Annotated in this window: 18 protein-coding genes; all 18 read right to left on the bottom strand. The window is 56.2% G+C overall.

The genetic code is table 11. The features are described 5' to 3' along the window. Position 1: 1 nt before the first annotated feature. Positions 2-814, bottom strand: coding sequence for an SGNH/GDSL hydrolase family protein (locus KHU33_RS04450; RefSeq protein ID WP_211461302.1), 813 nt, complete (start codon positions 812-814; stop codon positions 2-4). 95 nt (positions 815-909) lie between these two features. After that, positions 910-1,716: a PPK2 family polyphosphate kinase gene (locus tag KHU33_RS04445; RefSeq protein WP_211461301.1), complete on the bottom strand. Its 807-nt coding sequence runs from the start codon at positions 1,714-1,716 to the stop codon at positions 910-912. A gap of 59 nt (positions 1,717-1,775) precedes the next feature. After that, positions 1,776-2,228, bottom strand: coding sequence for a CoA-binding protein (locus KHU33_RS04440; protein WP_211461300.1), 453 nt, complete (start codon positions 2,226-2,228; stop codon positions 1,776-1,778). 140 nt (positions 2,229-2,368) lie between these two features. Continuing rightward, positions 2,369-3,139 carry a basic amino acid ABC transporter substrate-binding protein gene (locus tag KHU33_RS04435; protein ID WP_211461299.1) on the bottom strand — a complete coding sequence of 257 codons (771 nt, stop codon included), beginning with the start codon at positions 3,137-3,139 and terminating at the stop codon, positions 2,369-2,371. 203 nt (positions 3,140-3,342) lie between these two features. Continuing rightward, positions 3,343-3,768 carry a F0F1 ATP synthase subunit epsilon gene (locus KHU33_RS04430; RefSeq protein WP_211461298.1) on the bottom strand — a complete coding sequence of 142 codons (426 nt, stop codon included), beginning with the start codon at positions 3,766-3,768 and terminating at the stop codon, positions 3,343-3,345. Positions 3,769-3,861: 93 nt separating this feature from the next. After that, positions 3,862-5,262, bottom strand: coding sequence for a F0F1 ATP synthase subunit beta (atpD, locus tag KHU33_RS04425; protein ID WP_061535033.1), 1,401 nt, complete (start codon positions 5,260-5,262; stop codon positions 3,862-3,864). Positions 5,263-5,311: 49 nt separating this feature from the next. Then, positions 5,312-6,184, bottom strand: coding sequence for a F0F1 ATP synthase subunit gamma (gene atpG / locus KHU33_RS04420; protein ID WP_211461297.1), 873 nt, complete (start codon positions 6,182-6,184; stop codon positions 5,312-5,314). Between the two features lie 17 nt (positions 6,185-6,201). Further along, on the bottom strand, positions 6,202-7,743 hold the full coding sequence (atpA, locus tag KHU33_RS04415; protein ID WP_211461296.1) for a F0F1 ATP synthase subunit alpha: 1,542 nt from the start codon (positions 7,741-7,743) through the stop codon (positions 6,202-6,204). 191 nt (positions 7,744-7,934) lie between these two features. Further along, a complete protein-coding gene (locus KHU33_RS04410; protein WP_211461295.1) occupies positions 7,935-8,474 on the bottom strand; it encodes a F0F1 ATP synthase subunit delta in 540 nt (179 codons plus the stop codon). A gap of 2 nt (positions 8,475-8,476) precedes the next feature. Beyond that, the gene (locus KHU33_RS04405; protein WP_211461294.1) at positions 8,477-8,947 is read right to left on the bottom strand and encodes a F0F1 ATP synthase subunit B; all 471 of its coding nucleotides are present in this window, start codon (positions 8,945-8,947) and stop codon (positions 8,477-8,479) included. Positions 8,948-9,014: 67 nt separating this feature from the next. Further along, positions 9,015-9,260, bottom strand: a complete 246-nt coding sequence (gene atpE / locus KHU33_RS04400; RefSeq protein WP_011872763.1) for a F0F1 ATP synthase subunit C — start codon at positions 9,258-9,260, stop codon at positions 9,015-9,017. 113 nt (positions 9,261-9,373) lie between these two features. Continuing rightward, on the bottom strand, positions 9,374-10,198 hold the full coding sequence (atpB, locus tag KHU33_RS04395) for a F0F1 ATP synthase subunit A (RefSeq protein ID WP_211461293.1): 825 nt from the start codon (positions 10,196-10,198) through the stop codon (positions 9,374-9,376). After that, positions 10,195-10,539: an ATP synthase subunit I gene (locus KHU33_RS04390; protein WP_211461292.1), complete on the bottom strand. Its 345-nt coding sequence runs from the start codon at positions 10,537-10,539 to the stop codon at positions 10,195-10,197. Before KHU33_RS04390 ends, atpB begins: the two co-directional genes overlap by 4 nt. A gap of 342 nt (positions 10,540-10,881) precedes the next feature. After that, the gene (locus tag KHU33_RS04385) at positions 10,882-11,778 is read right to left on the bottom strand and encodes a ParB/RepB/Spo0J family partition protein (RefSeq protein WP_211461291.1); all 897 of its coding nucleotides are present in this window, start codon (positions 11,776-11,778) and stop codon (positions 10,882-10,884) included. Between the two features lie 136 nt (positions 11,779-11,914). Next, entirely contained in the window at positions 11,915-12,685 is a 771-nt protein-coding gene (locus tag KHU33_RS04380) for a ParA family protein (protein ID WP_211461290.1), read from the bottom strand. A gap of 17 nt (positions 12,686-12,702) precedes the next feature. Continuing rightward, positions 12,703-13,338, bottom strand: coding sequence for a leucine efflux protein LeuE (gene leuE, locus KHU33_RS04375; RefSeq protein WP_211461289.1), 636 nt, complete (start codon positions 13,336-13,338; stop codon positions 12,703-12,705). 16 nt (positions 13,339-13,354) lie between these two features. Further along, positions 13,355-14,017, bottom strand: coding sequence for a 16S rRNA (guanine(527)-N(7))-methyltransferase RsmG (gene rsmG / locus KHU33_RS04370; RefSeq protein ID WP_211461288.1), 663 nt, complete (start codon positions 14,015-14,017; stop codon positions 13,355-13,357). 69 nt (positions 14,018-14,086) lie between these two features. Continuing rightward, positions 14,087-16,012 (bottom strand): tRNA uridine-5-carboxymethylaminomethyl(34) synthesis enzyme MnmG, encoded by a 1,926-nt coding sequence (gene mnmG / locus KHU33_RS04365; RefSeq protein WP_211461287.1) that lies wholly within the window; start codon positions 16,010-16,012, stop codon positions 14,087-14,089. Between the last annotated feature and the right edge of the window lie 105 nt (positions 16,013-16,117).

The following is a 16,117-nucleotide window of genomic DNA, read 5'->3' as shown; positions in this document are numbered from 1 at the left end:
ATTAGCCCTGCTTGCTGGCCGACTGCTGCGCCAGCTTGCTTTTCTTGATCGATTTCAGATGCGCAGCAACGGCGGTAGCCAGCTGGCGCGCCCACAGGGAAACGCCACTGGCCGACGGATGAAAACCGTCGGACGCCATCAGGGTGTGGTCGTTGATGTCGAGCAAAATCGGCACCCGCGTCACCCGCATGTGGTTCAGATCCGGCGGCAGATTGGCAATCAACTCCTCCACCGTTTCGTCCAGCGCCTTGGCTTTCATGCCGAGCACGTAGCGCAGCGGTTCCGGCAGGGCCGGGAAGGCGTGGATCGGCGGAATCCCCGAAATCACGATCAGGCGCGGCGTCAGGTGCGCCTGCAAGTCACGCATCAATTGCAGCAGCTCGGCCCGATAGCGGCGGCAGGAGCGGAACGCGGTGGTGTCGTTGACGCCGAAAGCGATCAGCACGATGTCCACCTTTTGCGACGCCACCTGCGGCAACATGGTCTTCACCGCCACGCTCAGGGTGGCGCCGTTTTCCCCAACCGCCTGCCAGGTCACTGTCCGCTGCAGGCGCATCGCCAGCGCGGCGGCAAACTGGCCGGTGATCGCCTCGTAATGGGTGGCGACGCCGACCCCGGCAACCGGCGATTCGCCGATAGTCAGCAACGCCAGCGGCCGTTGCGGCGGCTCTTTGGCGCTGGCAATCTGGGCCTGGCCGATAGTCGGCCCCATTGCTCCGGGCAGGCGTGGCGTGATACGGCGCGTGCGACGGCCTTGTACGATCAGCCATGGCAAGAGCGGTAATGCAATCAGTTCCGGCAACCAGCGGCGCACTTCATGTCTCCTTGATTATTGCGATCGTCATGCATCGGACGGTTTTATATTTTTTGCCTAACAGCAAGCAATTATAGTGGTTACCGTCCTTCAATTCACGCGATCTTCAAGCCTTTTAACTCCGGCTTGGCGGGCGGCGGTTTCAGTTTCAGATCGAGGAGGGTTTCCAGCAGAATGCTGGCAACCGCCAGGTTGCGATGCGTCTTGGAATTGGCCGGGATGACATACCAGGGCGCATGGTCGGCATCGGTTGCCTGGATCGCCTTGCCAAACAATTCCTGATATTTATCCCAGCTTTTGCGCTCCTCCAGATCCTGCATATCGAATTTCCAGTGCTTGCCCGGATCGTCGACGCGCTCCTGCAAGCGTTCGCGCTGCTCGTCTTTCGAAATATGCAACAGGCACTTGATGATGACGGTGCCGGTTTCCGCCAGCATTCTTTCGAAATCCCGAATCTGGGCGTAGCGGCGCTCGCATTCGGCCTCATCGATCCAGTCGTGGACCCGGGTTATCAATACGTCTTCGTAGTGGCTGCGGTTGAACACCGTGATCTCGCCCTGCTGCGGCACCAGTGGATGCACCCGCCATAAATAATCGTGGGCCCGCTCGATGTCGGTGGGGGCTTTGAAATTGGCTATCCGGACACCTTGCGGATTGATGACGTTAAACACATCTTTTACCGTGCCGTCCTTGCCGCTGGTGTCGATGCCCTGCAACACCACCAATACTTTGTGAGTCCGGCCGGCGTACAGCATCTCCTGTTGCGCCGCAATTTGCGTCGCCAGAGCAAGCACCAATTCCTTATCCTTGATTTTGTCGCCGCTGGAAAGCGGCTTCTGCGCGGCATCGGCGTCCTTGATCCTGGTCTGCTTGCCGGCACGGAACTGCTTGCATGCTTTCATCGCTCTCCCCGATAAGCTGATTTCGCGTGAGTGGTGTTGTGCTTATTGTTTGTGGTTGCTCACAGAATGCCGTGCAGATTTCCCAGCGCATGCTCGATCTTGATGCAGCTGTCCATCTCTACCTGTATGCCGTTGGCGCGCGCCTTAGCGGCAGCCGGCTCATTGACGATGCCGAGCTGCATCCAGATGCAACGGGCGTCGATCATGATCGCCTCGCCGACGACAGGCGGAATGTCCTCTGCCTTGCGAAAACAATCGACTATATCAATTTTCTGATTGTCCGCAGCCAGCGCTTTGGCGGCATCGTACAGATTGGCGTAGCAAGGCTCTCCGAGGATGTGAGCGCCTACATGCGTGGGGTTGACCGGGATGATCCGATAACCGCGTTCCTGCATGTAGCGGGCTACGCCGTAGCTCGGCCGCTCCGGTGTGGAGGACAGGCCAACGATGGCGATGATCGGGTTGGCAGCATTATGAATGGGGGCAGATGCGGGGGCGAATGTGTTTGGCATGAGTTGGGCGATCGACCTGTCGGCGTAAGGGGAATCCTGCTCGGGAAGCTTTGCATGATCTTACCGCGAGAACCTGATTTCCTGCCAGCAGGCTCGAGGCGGGCTGCTCACCGCCCTGCCCCTGCCGCCCAAAGCGCCGGCTACTTGGCAAAGTAGCTGGCGTAAATCGTGTCGTAGCGGCCGTTGGCGCGCAAGGCTTTCAGCGCGCTATTGATCTTGGCCAGCAAGGCGGTGTCGGCCGGCCGCACAGCGATACCGTAATATTCTTTTTCAAACTTATCGCTTTCGATCAGTTTGAAGCCTTTGTCCTTGTTGAATTTCAGGTGGTTCGCCACCGCGCCATTGTCGCCCACCGCGGCGTCCACACCGCCGTTATCCACCTCGTTGAGCAGCAACGGCAGGCTTTCGAAGCGCACCAGGGCAGTGCTGTTTTTACCCAGCATTTTCTGCATGATGGTGTCAGCGCTGGTGCCGGCGGTGACGCCGACCCGGTTCGCCTGTTTCAGGTCTTCCGGGCTGTTGATGTTTTTACCGGGCGCCACCAGAATCACCTGCTTGGCCTCGAAATACGGGTCGGAGAAGATCATGCTTTGCTTGCGCTCCTCGGTAATCGTGACACCGGAAGCGATGATGTCGATGCCGGCGTTGGCCAGGGTGGAAAAAATCCCTTCCCACGGCGTATTCACCCAGACAATCTTGATACCCGCCTGGTCCGCCACCGCTAGCATGATATCAGCGTCAAAACCAACGATCTTGCCATTGGTGTCGATCGAGCCGAACGGCGCAAACGCGGCATTCATGCCGACCCGGTAGATTTTCGGAGTGGGCGGCGTGTCGCCAGGTTTTTCACAGGCGCACAGGCCGATTGCCAGCAGACCGATGGCCAGAAAATGCAGTAGCCGGATTTTCATTTGCTTCCTCCTTGGTGCAGCGATAGGGATACCCAGTTTGTGCGCGGGGGACCAAACCATCTTAGTGGAAGAATAGCGGCTACGTCATTGAAAAATCGACAACAATGCGGCAACAAACGATAAAGACAAATGGCCTGGACAACAAAAAAGCAGCCGAAGCTGCTTTTTCTTGTTGCTATCCGAACTAGCGGCGCATTACCAAATCAGCGACCTTTTTGACGCAATTTCTGAATCGCTGCCAGTTGTGCAATAGCTGCCGACAATTCGGACTGTGCTTTTGCATAATCGATCAGGGATTCTTTATTGCTCAACGCTTCTTCGGCGCGACGCTTGGCTTCGCTTGCCTTCGCTTCGTCCAGATCGGCGCCGCGGATTGCGGTATCGGCCAGAACGGTAACGTTATTCGGCTGCACTTCCAGCAGACCACCGGCAACGAACACAAACTCGTCCTGTGCCTGGCCTGCCACCTTGATCCGTACAGCACCCGGCTTGATGCGCGTGATCAGCGGGGTATGACGAGGATAAATCCCCAGCTCGCCCGATTCACCCGGCAACGCGACGAATTCGGCTTCGCCGGAGAAGATCAGCTCTTCCGCGGAAACAACGTCTACGTGAATAGTGTTTGCCATCTTAAACCCTTTGTTGTCCATGAAGTCGCTAACGGAGAAGCAGCGGAGCCGCTCAGCTGCAACATCAACTACAGCAGCCCCTGCGCTTGCCGATTAGCCGATCTTCTTGGCCTTTTCAATTGCTTCTTCGATCGTGCCGACCATGTAGAACGCTTGTTCCGGCAGGTGATCGAGTTCGCCGCTGGCGATCATCTTGAAGCCCTTGATCGTATCCTTCAGCGAAACGTATTTACCTGGCGAACCGGTAAACACTTCAGCAACGTGGAAAGGTTGCGACAGGAAACGTTGCATCTTACGTGCACGCGCCACCAGCAGCTTGTCTTCCGGCGCCAGTTCGTCCATGCCCAGAATCGCGATAATGTCGCGCAATTCCTTGTAGCGTTGCAATGTACCTTGAACCGCGCGCGCAGTTTCGTAGTGCTCTTGGCCAACCACTTGCGGATCCAGCTGGCGCGAGGTCGAATCGAGCGGATCAACCGCAGGATAGATACCCAGCGAGGCGATATCACGCGACAACACGACGGTGGAGTCCAAGTGGGCAAACGTAGTTGCAGGCGACGGGTCGGTCAAGTCATCCGCAGGAACGTAGACGGCCTGGATCGATGTGATCGAACCGGTCTTGGTCGACGTAATACGCTCTTGCAACTGGCCCATTTCCGAAGCCAGCGTAGGCTGGTAACCCACGGCGGAAGGCATACGGCCCAGCAGCGCCGATACTTCGGTACCGGCCAGTGTGTAACGGTAGATGTTATCGACGAAGAACAACACGTCTTTACCTTCGTCGCGGAAGCCTTCAGCGATTGTCAGGCCGGTCAGCGCAACGCGCAGACGGTTACCTGGCGGCTCATTCATCTGGCCGTAAACCATCGCTACTTTGGATTTTTCCGGATGTTCCAGATCAACCACTTTAGCGTCAGCCATTTCGTGATAGAAGTCGTTACCTTCACGAGTACGCTCGCCGACACCGGCAAACACCGACAAGCCGCTGTGTGCTTTAGCGATGTTGTTGATCAGTTCCATCATGTTCACGGTCTTGCCCACACCCGCGCCACCGAACAGACCAACTTTACCGCCCTTGGCGAACGGGCAAACCAGGTCGATAACCTTGATGCCGGTTTCCAGCAATTCCTGCGATGGCGACAGTTCGTCGTATGCAGGAGCCTTGCGGTGGATCGAGGCAGTGGTTTCGTGGCTTACCGGACCGCATTCGTCGATCGGGTTGCCCAGCACGTCCATGATGCGGCCCAGTGTTGCCTTACCGGTCGGCACCATGATTGGCTGGCCTGTGTTCTTGATTGTCATGCCGCGGCGCAAACCGTCGGATGTACCCAGCGCAATGGTGCGGACAACGCCGTCACCCAGCTGTTGTTGTACTTCCAGCGTCAGTTCCGAGCCATCCATCTTCAAGGCATCGTAAATCTTAGGCATCGCGTCGCGGGGAAACTCAACGTCCACCACAGCGCCGATACACTGAACGATTTTGCCATCAGCCATTTTCGTTCCTTCAATAATTAAAATTAATTTCTGTTAAACGCAGTTTGCGTTACACCGCAGCAGCGCCGGCGACGATCTCGGACAATTCCTTGGTGATCGCAGCTTGACGCGTCTTGTTGTAGACCAGTTTCAATTCGCCAATCACGTTACCCGCGTTGTCGCTAGCCGACTTCATCGCCACCATCCGCGCCGATTGCTCGGACGCCATGTTTTCAGCGACAGCCTGATAAATCAGCGCTTCCACGTAACGCACCAGCAATTCATCGATGACGCTTTGCACATCCGGCTCATAAATGTAGTCCCAGTCATGGGCGCCTGTTTTATCAGCCTCAAGACGATCGCTCGACAGCGGCAGCAGTTGCACCAGCATCGGCTCCTGCTTCATCGTGTTGATGAACTTGGTGTACACCAGATAAACCGCGTCCAGGCTACCTTCCTGGTAAGCGTCGAGCAGCACCTTGACTGGCCCGATCAGCTTGTCCAGATGCGGCGTATCGCCCAGTTGCACGGCGTGCGCAACGACCTTGGCGCCGATCCGGTGCAGAAAGCCCAGACCCTTGTTACCGATCGCTACTGCCTGAACCTTGTTGCCCTGTCCTTCCAGCTCACGCAGTTTCGCGGTCAGCAAACGCAAGGAGTTGGTGTTCATGCCGCCGCACAGACCTTTGTCGGTCGTGACAACGATGAAACCAACGTTCTTGGAGTTGTTCTGCTTCACCATGAACGGGTGCGTGTACTCTGGATTGGCCTGCGACAAGTTGGAAGCGATATTACGAATCTTGTCACTGTAGGGACGTGCCGCATACATCCGGTCCTGCGCCTTGCGCATTTTGGATGCAGCGACCATTTCCATCGCCTTGGTGATCTTCTTCGTATTTTCTACGCTCTTGATCTTGCCGCGTATCTCTTTACCTGTAGCCATTCCGTGCTCCAGTTAAATTAAGCCACGAACGATTTTTTGAAATCAGCAACGGCGGCAGACAACGCAGCTTCACCATCTTTGTCGAGTTGCTTGGTTTCTTCGATCTTTTGCAGCAAAGGCGCGTGGCTGGTCTTCATGAAGTCATGCAAACCGCTTTCGAACGGCAGCACTTGCTTGACGTCGATGCTGTCCACGAAACCCTTGTTGACCGCGAACAAAGACACCGCCATCAGCGAGATCGACAACGGCGAGTATTGCGCTTGCTTCAACAGCTCGGTAACACGGGCGCCACGATCCAGCTGCTTGCGGGTCGCTTCGTCGAGGTCGGAAGCAAACTGCGCAAACGCAGCCAGTTCGCGATACTGCGCCAAGTCGGTACGGATACCGCCGGACAGGTTCTTGATAACCTTGGTCTGGGCAGCGCCGCCAACGCGCGACACCGAAATACCGGCGTTGATCGCAGGACGGATACCGGCGTTGAACAACGATGTTTCCAGGAAGATCTGACCGTCGGTAATCGAAATCACGTTGGTTGGAACGAAAGCGGAAACGTCGCCGGCCTGGGTTTCGATGATCGGCAATGCGGTCAGCGAACCAGTCTTGCCCTTGACTTCACCCTTGGTGAAAGCTTCGACGTAGTCCGGGTTGACGCGTGCTGCGCGTTCCAGCAAACGGCTGTGCAGGTAGAACACGTCGCCAGGGTAAGCTTCACGGCCCGGTGGACGGCGCAACAGCAGCGATACCTGACGGTACGCAACAGCTTGCTTGGACAGATCGTCATACACGATCAATGCATCTTGACCGCGGTCGCGGAAGTATTCGCCCATTGCACAGCCGGAGTAGGCCGACACGTATTGCATAGCAGCCGACTCGGAAGCCGACGCTGCAACCACAATCGTGTATTCCATCGCGCCGTGTGCTTCCAGCGAGCGCACGATGTTCTTGATCGACGACGCTTTTTGACCGATGGCGACATAGATACATGTCACGTCCTGGCCCTTTTGATTGATGATCGCATCAATCGCCACGGCAGTCTTACCGGTTTGACGATCGCCAATGATCAGTTCGCGCTGGCCACGGCCGATCGGCACCATCGAGTCGATCGACTTGATGCCGGTTTGCAGAGGTTGCGAAACCGATTGACGGGCAATCACGCCTGGCGCGATTTTTTCAATCGGCGCTGTCAGTTTGGCGTCGACCGGCCCCTTGCCGTCGATAGGCTGGCCCAGCGCGTTCACTACGCGACCGCGCAGTTCAGGACCGATAGGCACTTCCAGGATACGGCCGGTACATTTAACTGTAGCGCCTTCGGAAATGTGTTCGAAGTCACCCAGAATAACGGCGCCGACAGAGTCGCGCTCGAGATTCAGCGCGAGGCCGAATGTGTTGCCTGGGAATTCCAGCATCTCACCTTGCATCACGTCAGACAGACCATGGATACGGCAGATACCGTCGGACACGGAAATAACCGTGCCTTGATTGCGAATTTCAGCGGTATCGCCAAGGCCTTGAATCCGGCTCTTGATCAGTTCGCTGATTTCAGACGCGTTGAGTTGCATATTAACTCCTAAAATTTTTCTCGTTGCTCACGGATATCTCAAATAACCTACTGCGCGCTTCAATCTCTGTTCTGCGATGCTCGCTGTAGTCACGTACAGCTCCATGACTAAAGCAATTCGTCGATCAGACCTTGAACCGCTCGCTACGGTTTTTTGAGATCTCCTTCGCTCAGGTCAAAGCCAATCGATGATCACGCAGCCAGGGCAGCATGCAGTTCTTGCAGCTTGGCGCGCACCGAGGTGTCGAGCACTTCATCGCCGACTACTACGCGTACGCCGCCGATCAGCGAGTTATCCACAGTTACCGATGGGTTCAGCTTGCGGCCGAATTTCTTTTCCAGCGTGGCGATCAAATCCTTCACTTGCGCTTCGGTCATTTCAAAAGCACTGGTGATGTAGGCATCGGCAGCGCCTTCTTGTGCGTTCTTCAGCACTTGAAATTGCTCGGCGATTTCCGGCAATGCGATCAAACGGCCGTTATCAACCAGCGTCGCGACGAAGTTCTTGACTTCGGCGCTGGCTGCTTGCGGCGATTTCAACAGCGCCAGAAATGTATCCGCGATTTGCTGATGCGAGACGGCAGGATTGTGCGCCAGCGCCTTGACATCGGAATTGGCCGCTACCTGGCCCATCTCGGCCACCAGATTCGCCCACGCAGCCAGATCTTGCGACTTGGCCACACGGAACAGTGCTTCTGCATAAGGACGAGCAATCGTTGCAAGTTCAGCCATGATTACAGCTCTGTTTTCAGTTGGTTCAGCAAATCGGCATGTGCCGCAGTATCGACTTCGCGCTTGAGGATCTGTTCGGCGCCTTTGACCGCGAGGGTCGCAACTTCACCGCGCAGAGCTTCGCGTGCCTTGGTCATTTGCTGTTCCGCTTCAGCCTTGGCGTTAGCGATGATGCGGGCAGCTTCTTCGGCGGCCGTTTTCTTGGCTTCGTCGACGATATGCTGGCCGCGCTTTTCAGCTTCGCCAATGCGCTTTTGACCTTCGTCGCGCGCGGTTGCCAGTTCTGCCGATGCACGCTTCTCAGCGGCTGCCAGATCTGCCTTGCCGCGATCAGCGGCTGCCAGGCCGTCCGCGATCTTCTTGGCGCGCTCATCGAGCGCTTTTATCAGCGGCGGCCAGATGAATTTCATCGTGAAGCCGGCGAGGACAAAGAAGACCAGGAACTGCGCAAACAATGTTGCATTTAAGTTCACAGTAATTTCCTTCTCAGAATAACGTGGGCTGAAATGATTTCAGCCGATTCGGTTACGCTCGACTTAATTACTTAGCGATGAACGGATTTGCGAATGCGAACAACATAGCGATACCAACACCGATCAGGAACGCAGCGTCGATCAGACCAGCCAACAGGAACATCTTGGTTTGCAGAGTGTTCATCAGTTCTGGCTGACGTGCCGATGCTTCAAGGTACTTACCGCCCATGATTGCGATACCGATACAAGCACCGATAGCGCCCAAACCGATGATCAAACCACAAGCCAAAGCAACAAAAGACAGATCAGTCATGACAATTCCTTCAAAGTTAAGTGAATACAAAAATTAATACAAAAAACAGATCTAAAACAAAAACTACAAATTCAAATCCAGCGCTGACTAGTACGGCTTTTTAGTGACGCGTTTTAATGAGCCTCATGCGCCTGACCGATGTACACCAAGGTCAGCATCATGAAAATAAACGCTTGCAGCAACACGATCAGGATGTGGAAAATCGCCCAGATCGAACCGGCAACGACGTGACCGACAAAACCGAACGCGGTAGCGGTCGAACCGAGCAACGCGATCAGCAGGAACAACAACTCGCCGGCATACATGTTGCCGAACAGCCGCATCGCCAGCGACACGGTTTTTGCAGCAAATTCAATCACGTTCAACAGCAAGTTGGCGGGAGCCAGCCAGATACCGAAAGGCGCTGCGACCAGTTCGTGCAGGAAACCGCCAGCGCCCTTGATCTTGAAGCTGTAGTACAGCATCAGCGCCAATACGCCCAAAGCGATGCCCATGGTGCCGTTCAGGTCAGCGGTTGGTACTACGCGGTGATGCGAGATCAAGCCGTCCAGACCAACCAGCTTGAACAAGCTGGAGAACATGTCAACCGGCAGGAAGTCGAGCGAGTTCATCAATGCAACCCAGATGAATACGGTCAGCGCCAATGGTGCGATGAAGCTGCGATCGCCGTGAACGATACCCTTGGCCTGATCGTCGACCATCTCGACTACCATTTCGACGAAAGCCTGGAAACGGCCCGGGACGCCCGCAGTTGCTTTACGCGCGGCGAGATACATCAGCAGGCAGCCGACTACGCCGGCAAACACCGACCAGAAAATCGTGTCGATATTGATAATCGAAAAATCGACTATCTTGCTTTGGTGGCCAGTTGAAAGATGTCCAAGGTGATGGACGATATATTCTGAGGGGGTTAGTGCTTCGCTTGGAGCTACAGTCATGATCGATGTCTAAAAAGTAAGATTATGTAACTTTTGAGTACCACGATGAAGCTGACGATAAATGCCGGCCAATTCAAATCGTGGTACAACCATACGACCGCGCCAAACAGCGCAATCGTTGTAGCAATTTTGACAAACTCGCCGATGAAAAAAGACATCGGATTGGCGCCACCAGGTTTGCGCGCGCTGATGTAAAGACGGAGAGCAAACAGTCCATTGGGAACCGCGCAGCACACACCACCTAAAAGCGCGGAACAAAATCCGGATACGCCGGCCAGTAAACCTGCCACACATGCCAGCACGGCCGTAGTAACAAATTGCATAAGCACGATGCGCAGCATACTGACCCAATAATGTGCGAAAACTACTCGCCTAACAGAACGCGGTTGCAGTGTGATGATGCAGCGCAGTTATCATGCAACGATCACGCAGTTGCCACGCAGTTGCCTGTCTACGGCTGATTTAGAAGCCCGAGGATTATAAAGGCTGGCCGCGGCTTTCGTCAAACTTTTGCTGCCGAATCATAAGCTTATACAACAGATGACGATAGCTCCAATTGTCGCGTCCTGACGCATCTTTGGGAGCAATCCGTGATCCGCCAAAGCAGGCGATTTATCCAGATGCACCAAATTTGTGAATCCTGAAAACGCCTCAAGCCGTCAGCCGGCCGCCTGCTTTGTAACTCACTCTGCGCCCTTGAGACGTGCGATCAAACCGTCCAGCGTATCCAGATCGGAAAAATCGATGATCAGCTGACCGCGATTTTTGGCGGCGGTCTTGATGGTTACCTGAGTCGCCAGCAAATCGGACAATTCTTCTTCCAGCCGGGCGATGTCGCGTGACTTTTCCTTGTTCTTGGCAGGCCGGCTGGCGGCGTCGGCCTCGGTAGTGGCGCGCACCACGAGTTTCTCGGTATCGCGCACCGACATGCGTTTGGCCACCACCTGATTGGCCAGCGTGATCTGGGTCGCCGCATCCACCGCCAGCAGCGCCCGCGCGTGACCCATATCGATATCGCCCGCCATCAGCATGGTCTGCACCGGCTTGGCCAGATTCAGCAGACGCAGCAGATTCGATACCGCACTACGCGAGCGCCCGACCGAGACCGCTGCCTGTTCGTGGGTGAAACTGAAATCGGTGATCAGGCGATGGATACCCTGCGCTTCTTCCAGCGGATTCAGGTCTTCGCGCTGCATGTTTTCGATCAGCGCCATCGCCGCGGTGGTCTGGTCGTCGACATCCTTGACCAGTACCGGCACCTCGATCAGGCCGGCCAGCTGGGCGGCCCGGAAGCGGCGCTCGCCGGCGATGATTTCATAGTGCTGGGCGCCGTTGTGCAAGGCGATCGGCCGCACCAGGATCGGCTGCAGCAAGCCCTGCTCCTTGATCGACGACGCCAGTTCTGCCAGGGCGCCCTCGTCCATGCGGGTACGCGGCTGATATTTACCGGCCTGCATGACGGTGACCGCCAATACCGACGGCGCGCCGGCAACGGTCGGCACGGCTTCGGCGATATCGGTGGATCCGCCCAGTAAAGCTTCCAGGCCGCGACCCAGCCCTTTCGATTTTTTCGTGACCATCTTTTCCTACCGTAGATTACTGATTACACACCAACAAGCCTGTGGATAACCCTGTGAACAAACCATGGATAAATCGGGAATAAGCTGTGATTAAGCCCATGGATAACTCCTGTATAAGCGATGTATTAGCTGTGCATTACATGGTCTTGATACGCTCCACCATCTCGGCGCCAAAGGCGATATAAGCCTGCGCACCTTTGGAGGCGGCGTCAAAACTGACACCCGGCATGCCGTACGATGGTGCTTCCGCCAGACGCACATTACGCGGGATCACTGTCTTGAACACCTTGTCGCCAAAATGCTTCTCCACTTCCACCGAGACCTGTTGCGACAAGGTCATGCGCGGATCGAACATCACTCGCAGCAGGCCGATGATCTTGAGATCGGGATTCAGGTTGGCGTGCACCTTCTTGATGGTGTTGACCAGGTCCGACAAACCTTCCAGCGCATAATATTCACATTGCATCGGGATGATCACGCCGTTCGCTGCACACAGACCGTTGAGGGTCAGCATCGAGAGCGCCGGCGGGCAATCGATCAGGATGAAATCGTAGTCGTCGGCGACACTGGTGAAGGCGTCTTTCAAACGCTTTTCGCGATTCTCCAGTTCGACCATTTCCACTTCGGCGCCGGCCAGTTCGCGATTTGCCGGCAATACATCGAAGCCGCCGGTCTCAGAGGTCTTGCATACCGTTTTAATATCCGACATGCCCAGCAGCACTTCATAGATCGAGGCCGTCAGCGTGCCCTTGTTGATCCCGGCGCCCATGGTGGCGTTGCCTTGCGGGTCGAGATCGGCCAGCAGTACGCGCTGATTCAGTTGCGCCAGGCCTGCGGCCAAATTGACGGCGGTGGTGGTTTTACCGACTCCGCCCTTTTGATTGGCGACACAAAATATTTTTGCCATGTAGTAGTCAGGTCGTCTTAATTGGTTGTTAACTTGATGCCAAAACCGATCAGGAAGATTCCTGCGGCCCTGGAGGCGAATGCGGCGATATGGCGATTTTGTCCCAGGCGCTTGGCGGCAGTATTCCCGAGCAGTACCAGCAGACTACCGTAAATCAGCGTGCAACTGGAAATGATTGCGCCCATGGCCAGGAAAGTCAGGCTGCCGCGATGCGCGGCCGGATCGATGAACAAGGGGAAAAACGCCATGTAAAAAATAATCGATTTCGGATTGATCAAGGTCACCAGGAAACCGCGGGTGAAATTGCTGCCGCTGGCAAAGCCGCTATCGGCGCTGACGCTGCCCGTCTTTTTAGCAAACAGCAATTTGCAGCCAAGGAAGGCCAGATAAGCCGCGCCCATATATTGCACACCCTTGAACACCAGCGGGTTAGCCGTCAGCAATGCCGCCACGCCGATCGCCGCCAGGAACATCAGCACCGCATCGCCCAGCATGACGCCGAACACGGAAGCAAAGCCGCCGCGCAGGCCGGCCTTGCCTGCGCAGGTCAGGATGCAAAAAGTCCCTGCCCCAGGCAGTACCAGGAAGACCACGGTGGCAGCGATCAGCTGCCAGACGTCGGTAATGCCGAGGGTGTGAAAAAAAACGCTCATGGTAAGCCTGTTCCTGTTATTGCTTGCTGCGTTTGATAAAAATCAGATGCCGCTCCGCATCCAGCCCCGGCACTGCCAGCGGCCTTATTTCCGTTACCTGCCAGCCGGCCGGCAAGCGGGCGATTTCCTCGTCAGGCTTGACGCCCTTGAGCGCAATGAACTGGCCGTCATCGGTCAGCAAATGTGCCGACCAGTTGATAAAATCAGCCAACTCGGCGAAGGCGCGCGAGGTGATCACATCGAATTTCTGCGCCACCTGCAACTGCTCTACCCGGGCGGTATGGACGCTAACATTGCTCAATCCCAATTCGGCTTTCACCTGAGTCAGGAATGCCGTTTTCTTGTGCACGGTGTCGATCATGGACACCCGCATCGCCGGCTTGGCCTTGCCTGCCCAGATCGCCAGGATCATCCCCGGCAAGCCGCCGCCGGCGCCGACATCCAGTACATGCTCCGCCGCCGCAAAGGCCGGCACCACCGCCAGCGAATCCAGCAAATGGTGGGTCATCATCTGCGCCGGTTCGCGGATCGAGGTCAGGTTATAGACCTTGTTCCATTTCGCCAGCAAGTTCAGATAGGCCAGCAATTGCTGTTGCTGCTGCAGATCCAGCGTAATGCCTAATATTTGTGCACCCTGCTGCAGGCTCGCTTCCAGCGACGCGGTCTGCGTTGAACTCATGCTGCCACTCCTTGATTATCCCGGCAATTACCTGGGTGGTCGTTGTTTTTCATGCAATGCAGTCTTTTATCAGGCCGCCTGATCATCGGCATTCAGGCGCTTCATGCCGCCCTTTTTCAGATGCACCAGCAGCAGCGACAAGGCGGCCGGCGTAACGCCGGAAATGCGCGATGCCTGGCCGAAGGTTTCCGGCCGGTGCAGATTCAGCTTCTGCCGCACCTCGATCGACAAGGCTTGCACTTCCATGTAGTCCAGGTCAGCCGGCAGCTTCAGGTTTTCATTGTGTTCATGGCGCTCTACTTCCTTCGCCTGACGGTCGATATAACCTGCGTATTTGACCTGGATTTCGACCTGTTCCCTGACGCTGTCATCCTGCACGCCCGGACCGCCCAGCTCCTGGCCGTCGACGCCCTTCAGCGTCATTAATTGTTCATAAGTAACATTTGGCCGGCGCAGCAGATCGGCCAACGCATACTCGCGCTCCATGGGCTTGCCCAGCAAGCGCTCGGCTTCAGCGTCGGCGACGATGCGCGGATTCACCCACGTGGAACGCAGGCGCTCCATCTCGACAGCAACTGCTTCGCGCTTCTTCTCGAACTGCGCCCACTGGACATCGCCGACACAGCCAAGCTGGCGGCCGATTTCCGTCAGACGCAGATCGGCATTATCTTCGCGCAGGCTCAAGCGATATTCGGCACGGCTGGTGAACATGCGGTAAGGCTCTTGCACGCCTTGGGTAATCAGGTCATCAACCAGCACGCCCAGATAAGCCTCGTCGCGGCGCGGAGTCCAGGCATCGCGCTCCTGTGTTTGCAGGGCGGCGTTCAAGCCGGCCAGCATGCCTTGCGCGGCAGCCTCTTCATAACCGGTAGTGCCATTGATCTGGCCGGCAAAATACAGGCCTTGGATCGACTTGGTTTCCAGCGAAGCCTTCAAAGCGCGCGGATCGAAGTAATCGTATTCGATGGCATAGCCAGGACGCAGGATGTGAGCGTTCTCCAGGCCGCGCATCGAATGCACCAGGGCCAGCTGCACATCGAACGGCAAGCTTGTCGAAATACCATTAGGGTAAAACTCGTTGGTGGTCAGCCCTTCCGGCTCCAGGAATATCTGGTGCGAATCCTTGCCGGCAAAGCGGTGGATCTTGTCTTCGATCGACGGGCAATAACGCGGCCCTACCCCTTCTATCACGCCGGTATACATCGGGCTGCGATCGAGGCCGGCGCGGATGATGTCATGCGTTTGCTGGTTGGTATGGGTAATCCAGCACGGCAGTTGCGCCGGATGCATCGCGGTATTGCCCATCACTGAAAATACCGGCACCGGATCGAGATCGCCCGGTTGTTCCTGCATCACTGAAAAATCGATGGTGCGGCCGTCGATACGCGGCGGCGTGCCTGTTTTCAGGCGCCCTTGCGGCAGCTTCAGTTCTTTCAGGCGTGCCGAGAGGGAAATCGCCGGCGGATCACCGGCGCGGCCGGCGGAATAGTTATTGAGGCCGACGTGAATTTTACCGTCGAGGAAAGTGCCGGCAGTCAGCACCACTGCCCTGCTACGGAACTGAATGCCAACTTGCGTCACCGCACCAACCACGCGATCGCCCTCAACCAGCAGATCATCCACGGCTTGCTGGAACAACCAAAGGTTTTCCTGGTTTTCCAGACGGGAGCGAATTGCTTGCTTGTACAAGATGCGGTCGGCTTGCGCCCGCGTTGCACGGACTGCCGGCCCCTTTGAAGAATTCAGGATGCGAAACTGGATACCGGCTTCGTCGGTGGCAATTGCCATCGCGCCACCCATGGCGTCGACCTCTTTTACAAGGTGGCCCTTGCCTATCCCACCAATTGAAGGATTGCACGACATCTGGCCCAAGGTCTCGATATTGTGTGTCAACAATAAAGTCTTTTGGCCCATGCGGGCGGATGCCAGTGCGGCTTCGGTGCCGGCATGACCGCCGCCGACGACGATTACGTCAAAATGTGTAGGAAAAAGCATAGTGCGCCTCTTAGAGACGATGAAAAACGGTGGGCTGAGGCGTGATTATAAAGCATGCAGCTATCGCTTACACCCTCATGCTCAAGGGATCGCGATTGTTCCACG

This window comes from Collimonas silvisoli, assembly GCF_018305005.1.
In the GTDB taxonomy this organism is placed as follows: Bacteria; Pseudomonadota; Gammaproteobacteria; order Burkholderiales; family Burkholderiaceae_D; genus Collimonas; species Collimonas silvisoli.
This window is presented reverse-complemented; position numbering and strand designations above follow the sequence as displayed.

Coding starts and splice junctions, on each gene's coding strand:
- KHU33_RS04380 (WP_211461290.1), bottom strand. CDS start 12,685: ATGGCAAAAATATTTTGTGTCGCCAATCAAAAGGGCGGAGTCGGTAAA.
- KHU33_RS04440 (WP_211461300.1), bottom strand. CDS start 2,228: ATGCCAAACACATTCGCCCCCGCATCTGCCCCCATTCATAATGCTGCC.
- atpE (WP_011872763.1), bottom strand. CDS start 9,260: ATGACTGATCTGTCTTTTGTTGCTTTGGCTTGTGGTTTGATCATCGGT.
- KHU33_RS04385 (WP_211461291.1), bottom strand. CDS start 11,778: ATGGTCACGAAAAAATCGAAAGGGCTGGGTCGCGGCCTGGAAGCTTTA.
- KHU33_RS04410 (WP_211461295.1), bottom strand. CDS start 8,474: ATGGCTGAACTTGCAACGATTGCTCGTCCTTATGCAGAAGCACTGTTC.
- KHU33_RS04435 (WP_211461299.1), bottom strand. CDS start 3,139: ATGAAAATCCGGCTACTGCATTTTCTGGCCATCGGTCTGCTGGCAATC.
- rsmG (WP_211461288.1), bottom strand. CDS start 14,017: ATGAGTTCAACGCAGACCGCGTCGCTGGAAGCGAGCCTGCAGCAGGGT.
- leuE (WP_211461289.1), bottom strand. CDS start 13,338: ATGAGCGTTTTTTTTCACACCCTCGGCATTACCGACGTCTGGCAGCTG.
- mnmG (WP_211461287.1), bottom strand. CDS start 16,012: ATGCTTTTTCCTACACATTTTGACGTAATCGTCGTCGGCGGCGGTCAT.
- KHU33_RS04445 (WP_211461301.1), bottom strand. CDS start 1,716: ATGAAAGCATGCAAGCAGTTCCGTGCCGGCAAGCAGACCAGGATCAAG.
- KHU33_RS04390 (WP_211461292.1), bottom strand. CDS start 10,539: ATGCTGCGCATCGTGCTTATGCAATTTGTTACTACGGCCGTGCTGGCA.
- KHU33_RS04430 (WP_211461298.1), bottom strand. CDS start 3,768: ATGGCAAACACTATTCACGTAGACGTTGTTTCCGCGGAAGAGCTGATC.
- atpB (WP_211461293.1), bottom strand. CDS start 10,198: ATGACTGTAGCTCCAAGCGAAGCACTAACCCCCTCAGAATATATCGTC.
- atpA (WP_211461296.1), bottom strand. CDS start 7,743: ATGCAACTCAACGCGTCTGAAATCAGCGAACTGATCAAGAGCCGGATT.
- atpG (WP_211461297.1), bottom strand. CDS start 6,184: ATGGCTACAGGTAAAGAGATACGCGGCAAGATCAAGAGCGTAGAAAAT.
- atpD (WP_061535033.1), bottom strand. CDS start 5,262: ATGGCTGATGGCAAAATCGTTCAGTGTATCGGCGCTGTGGTGGACGTT.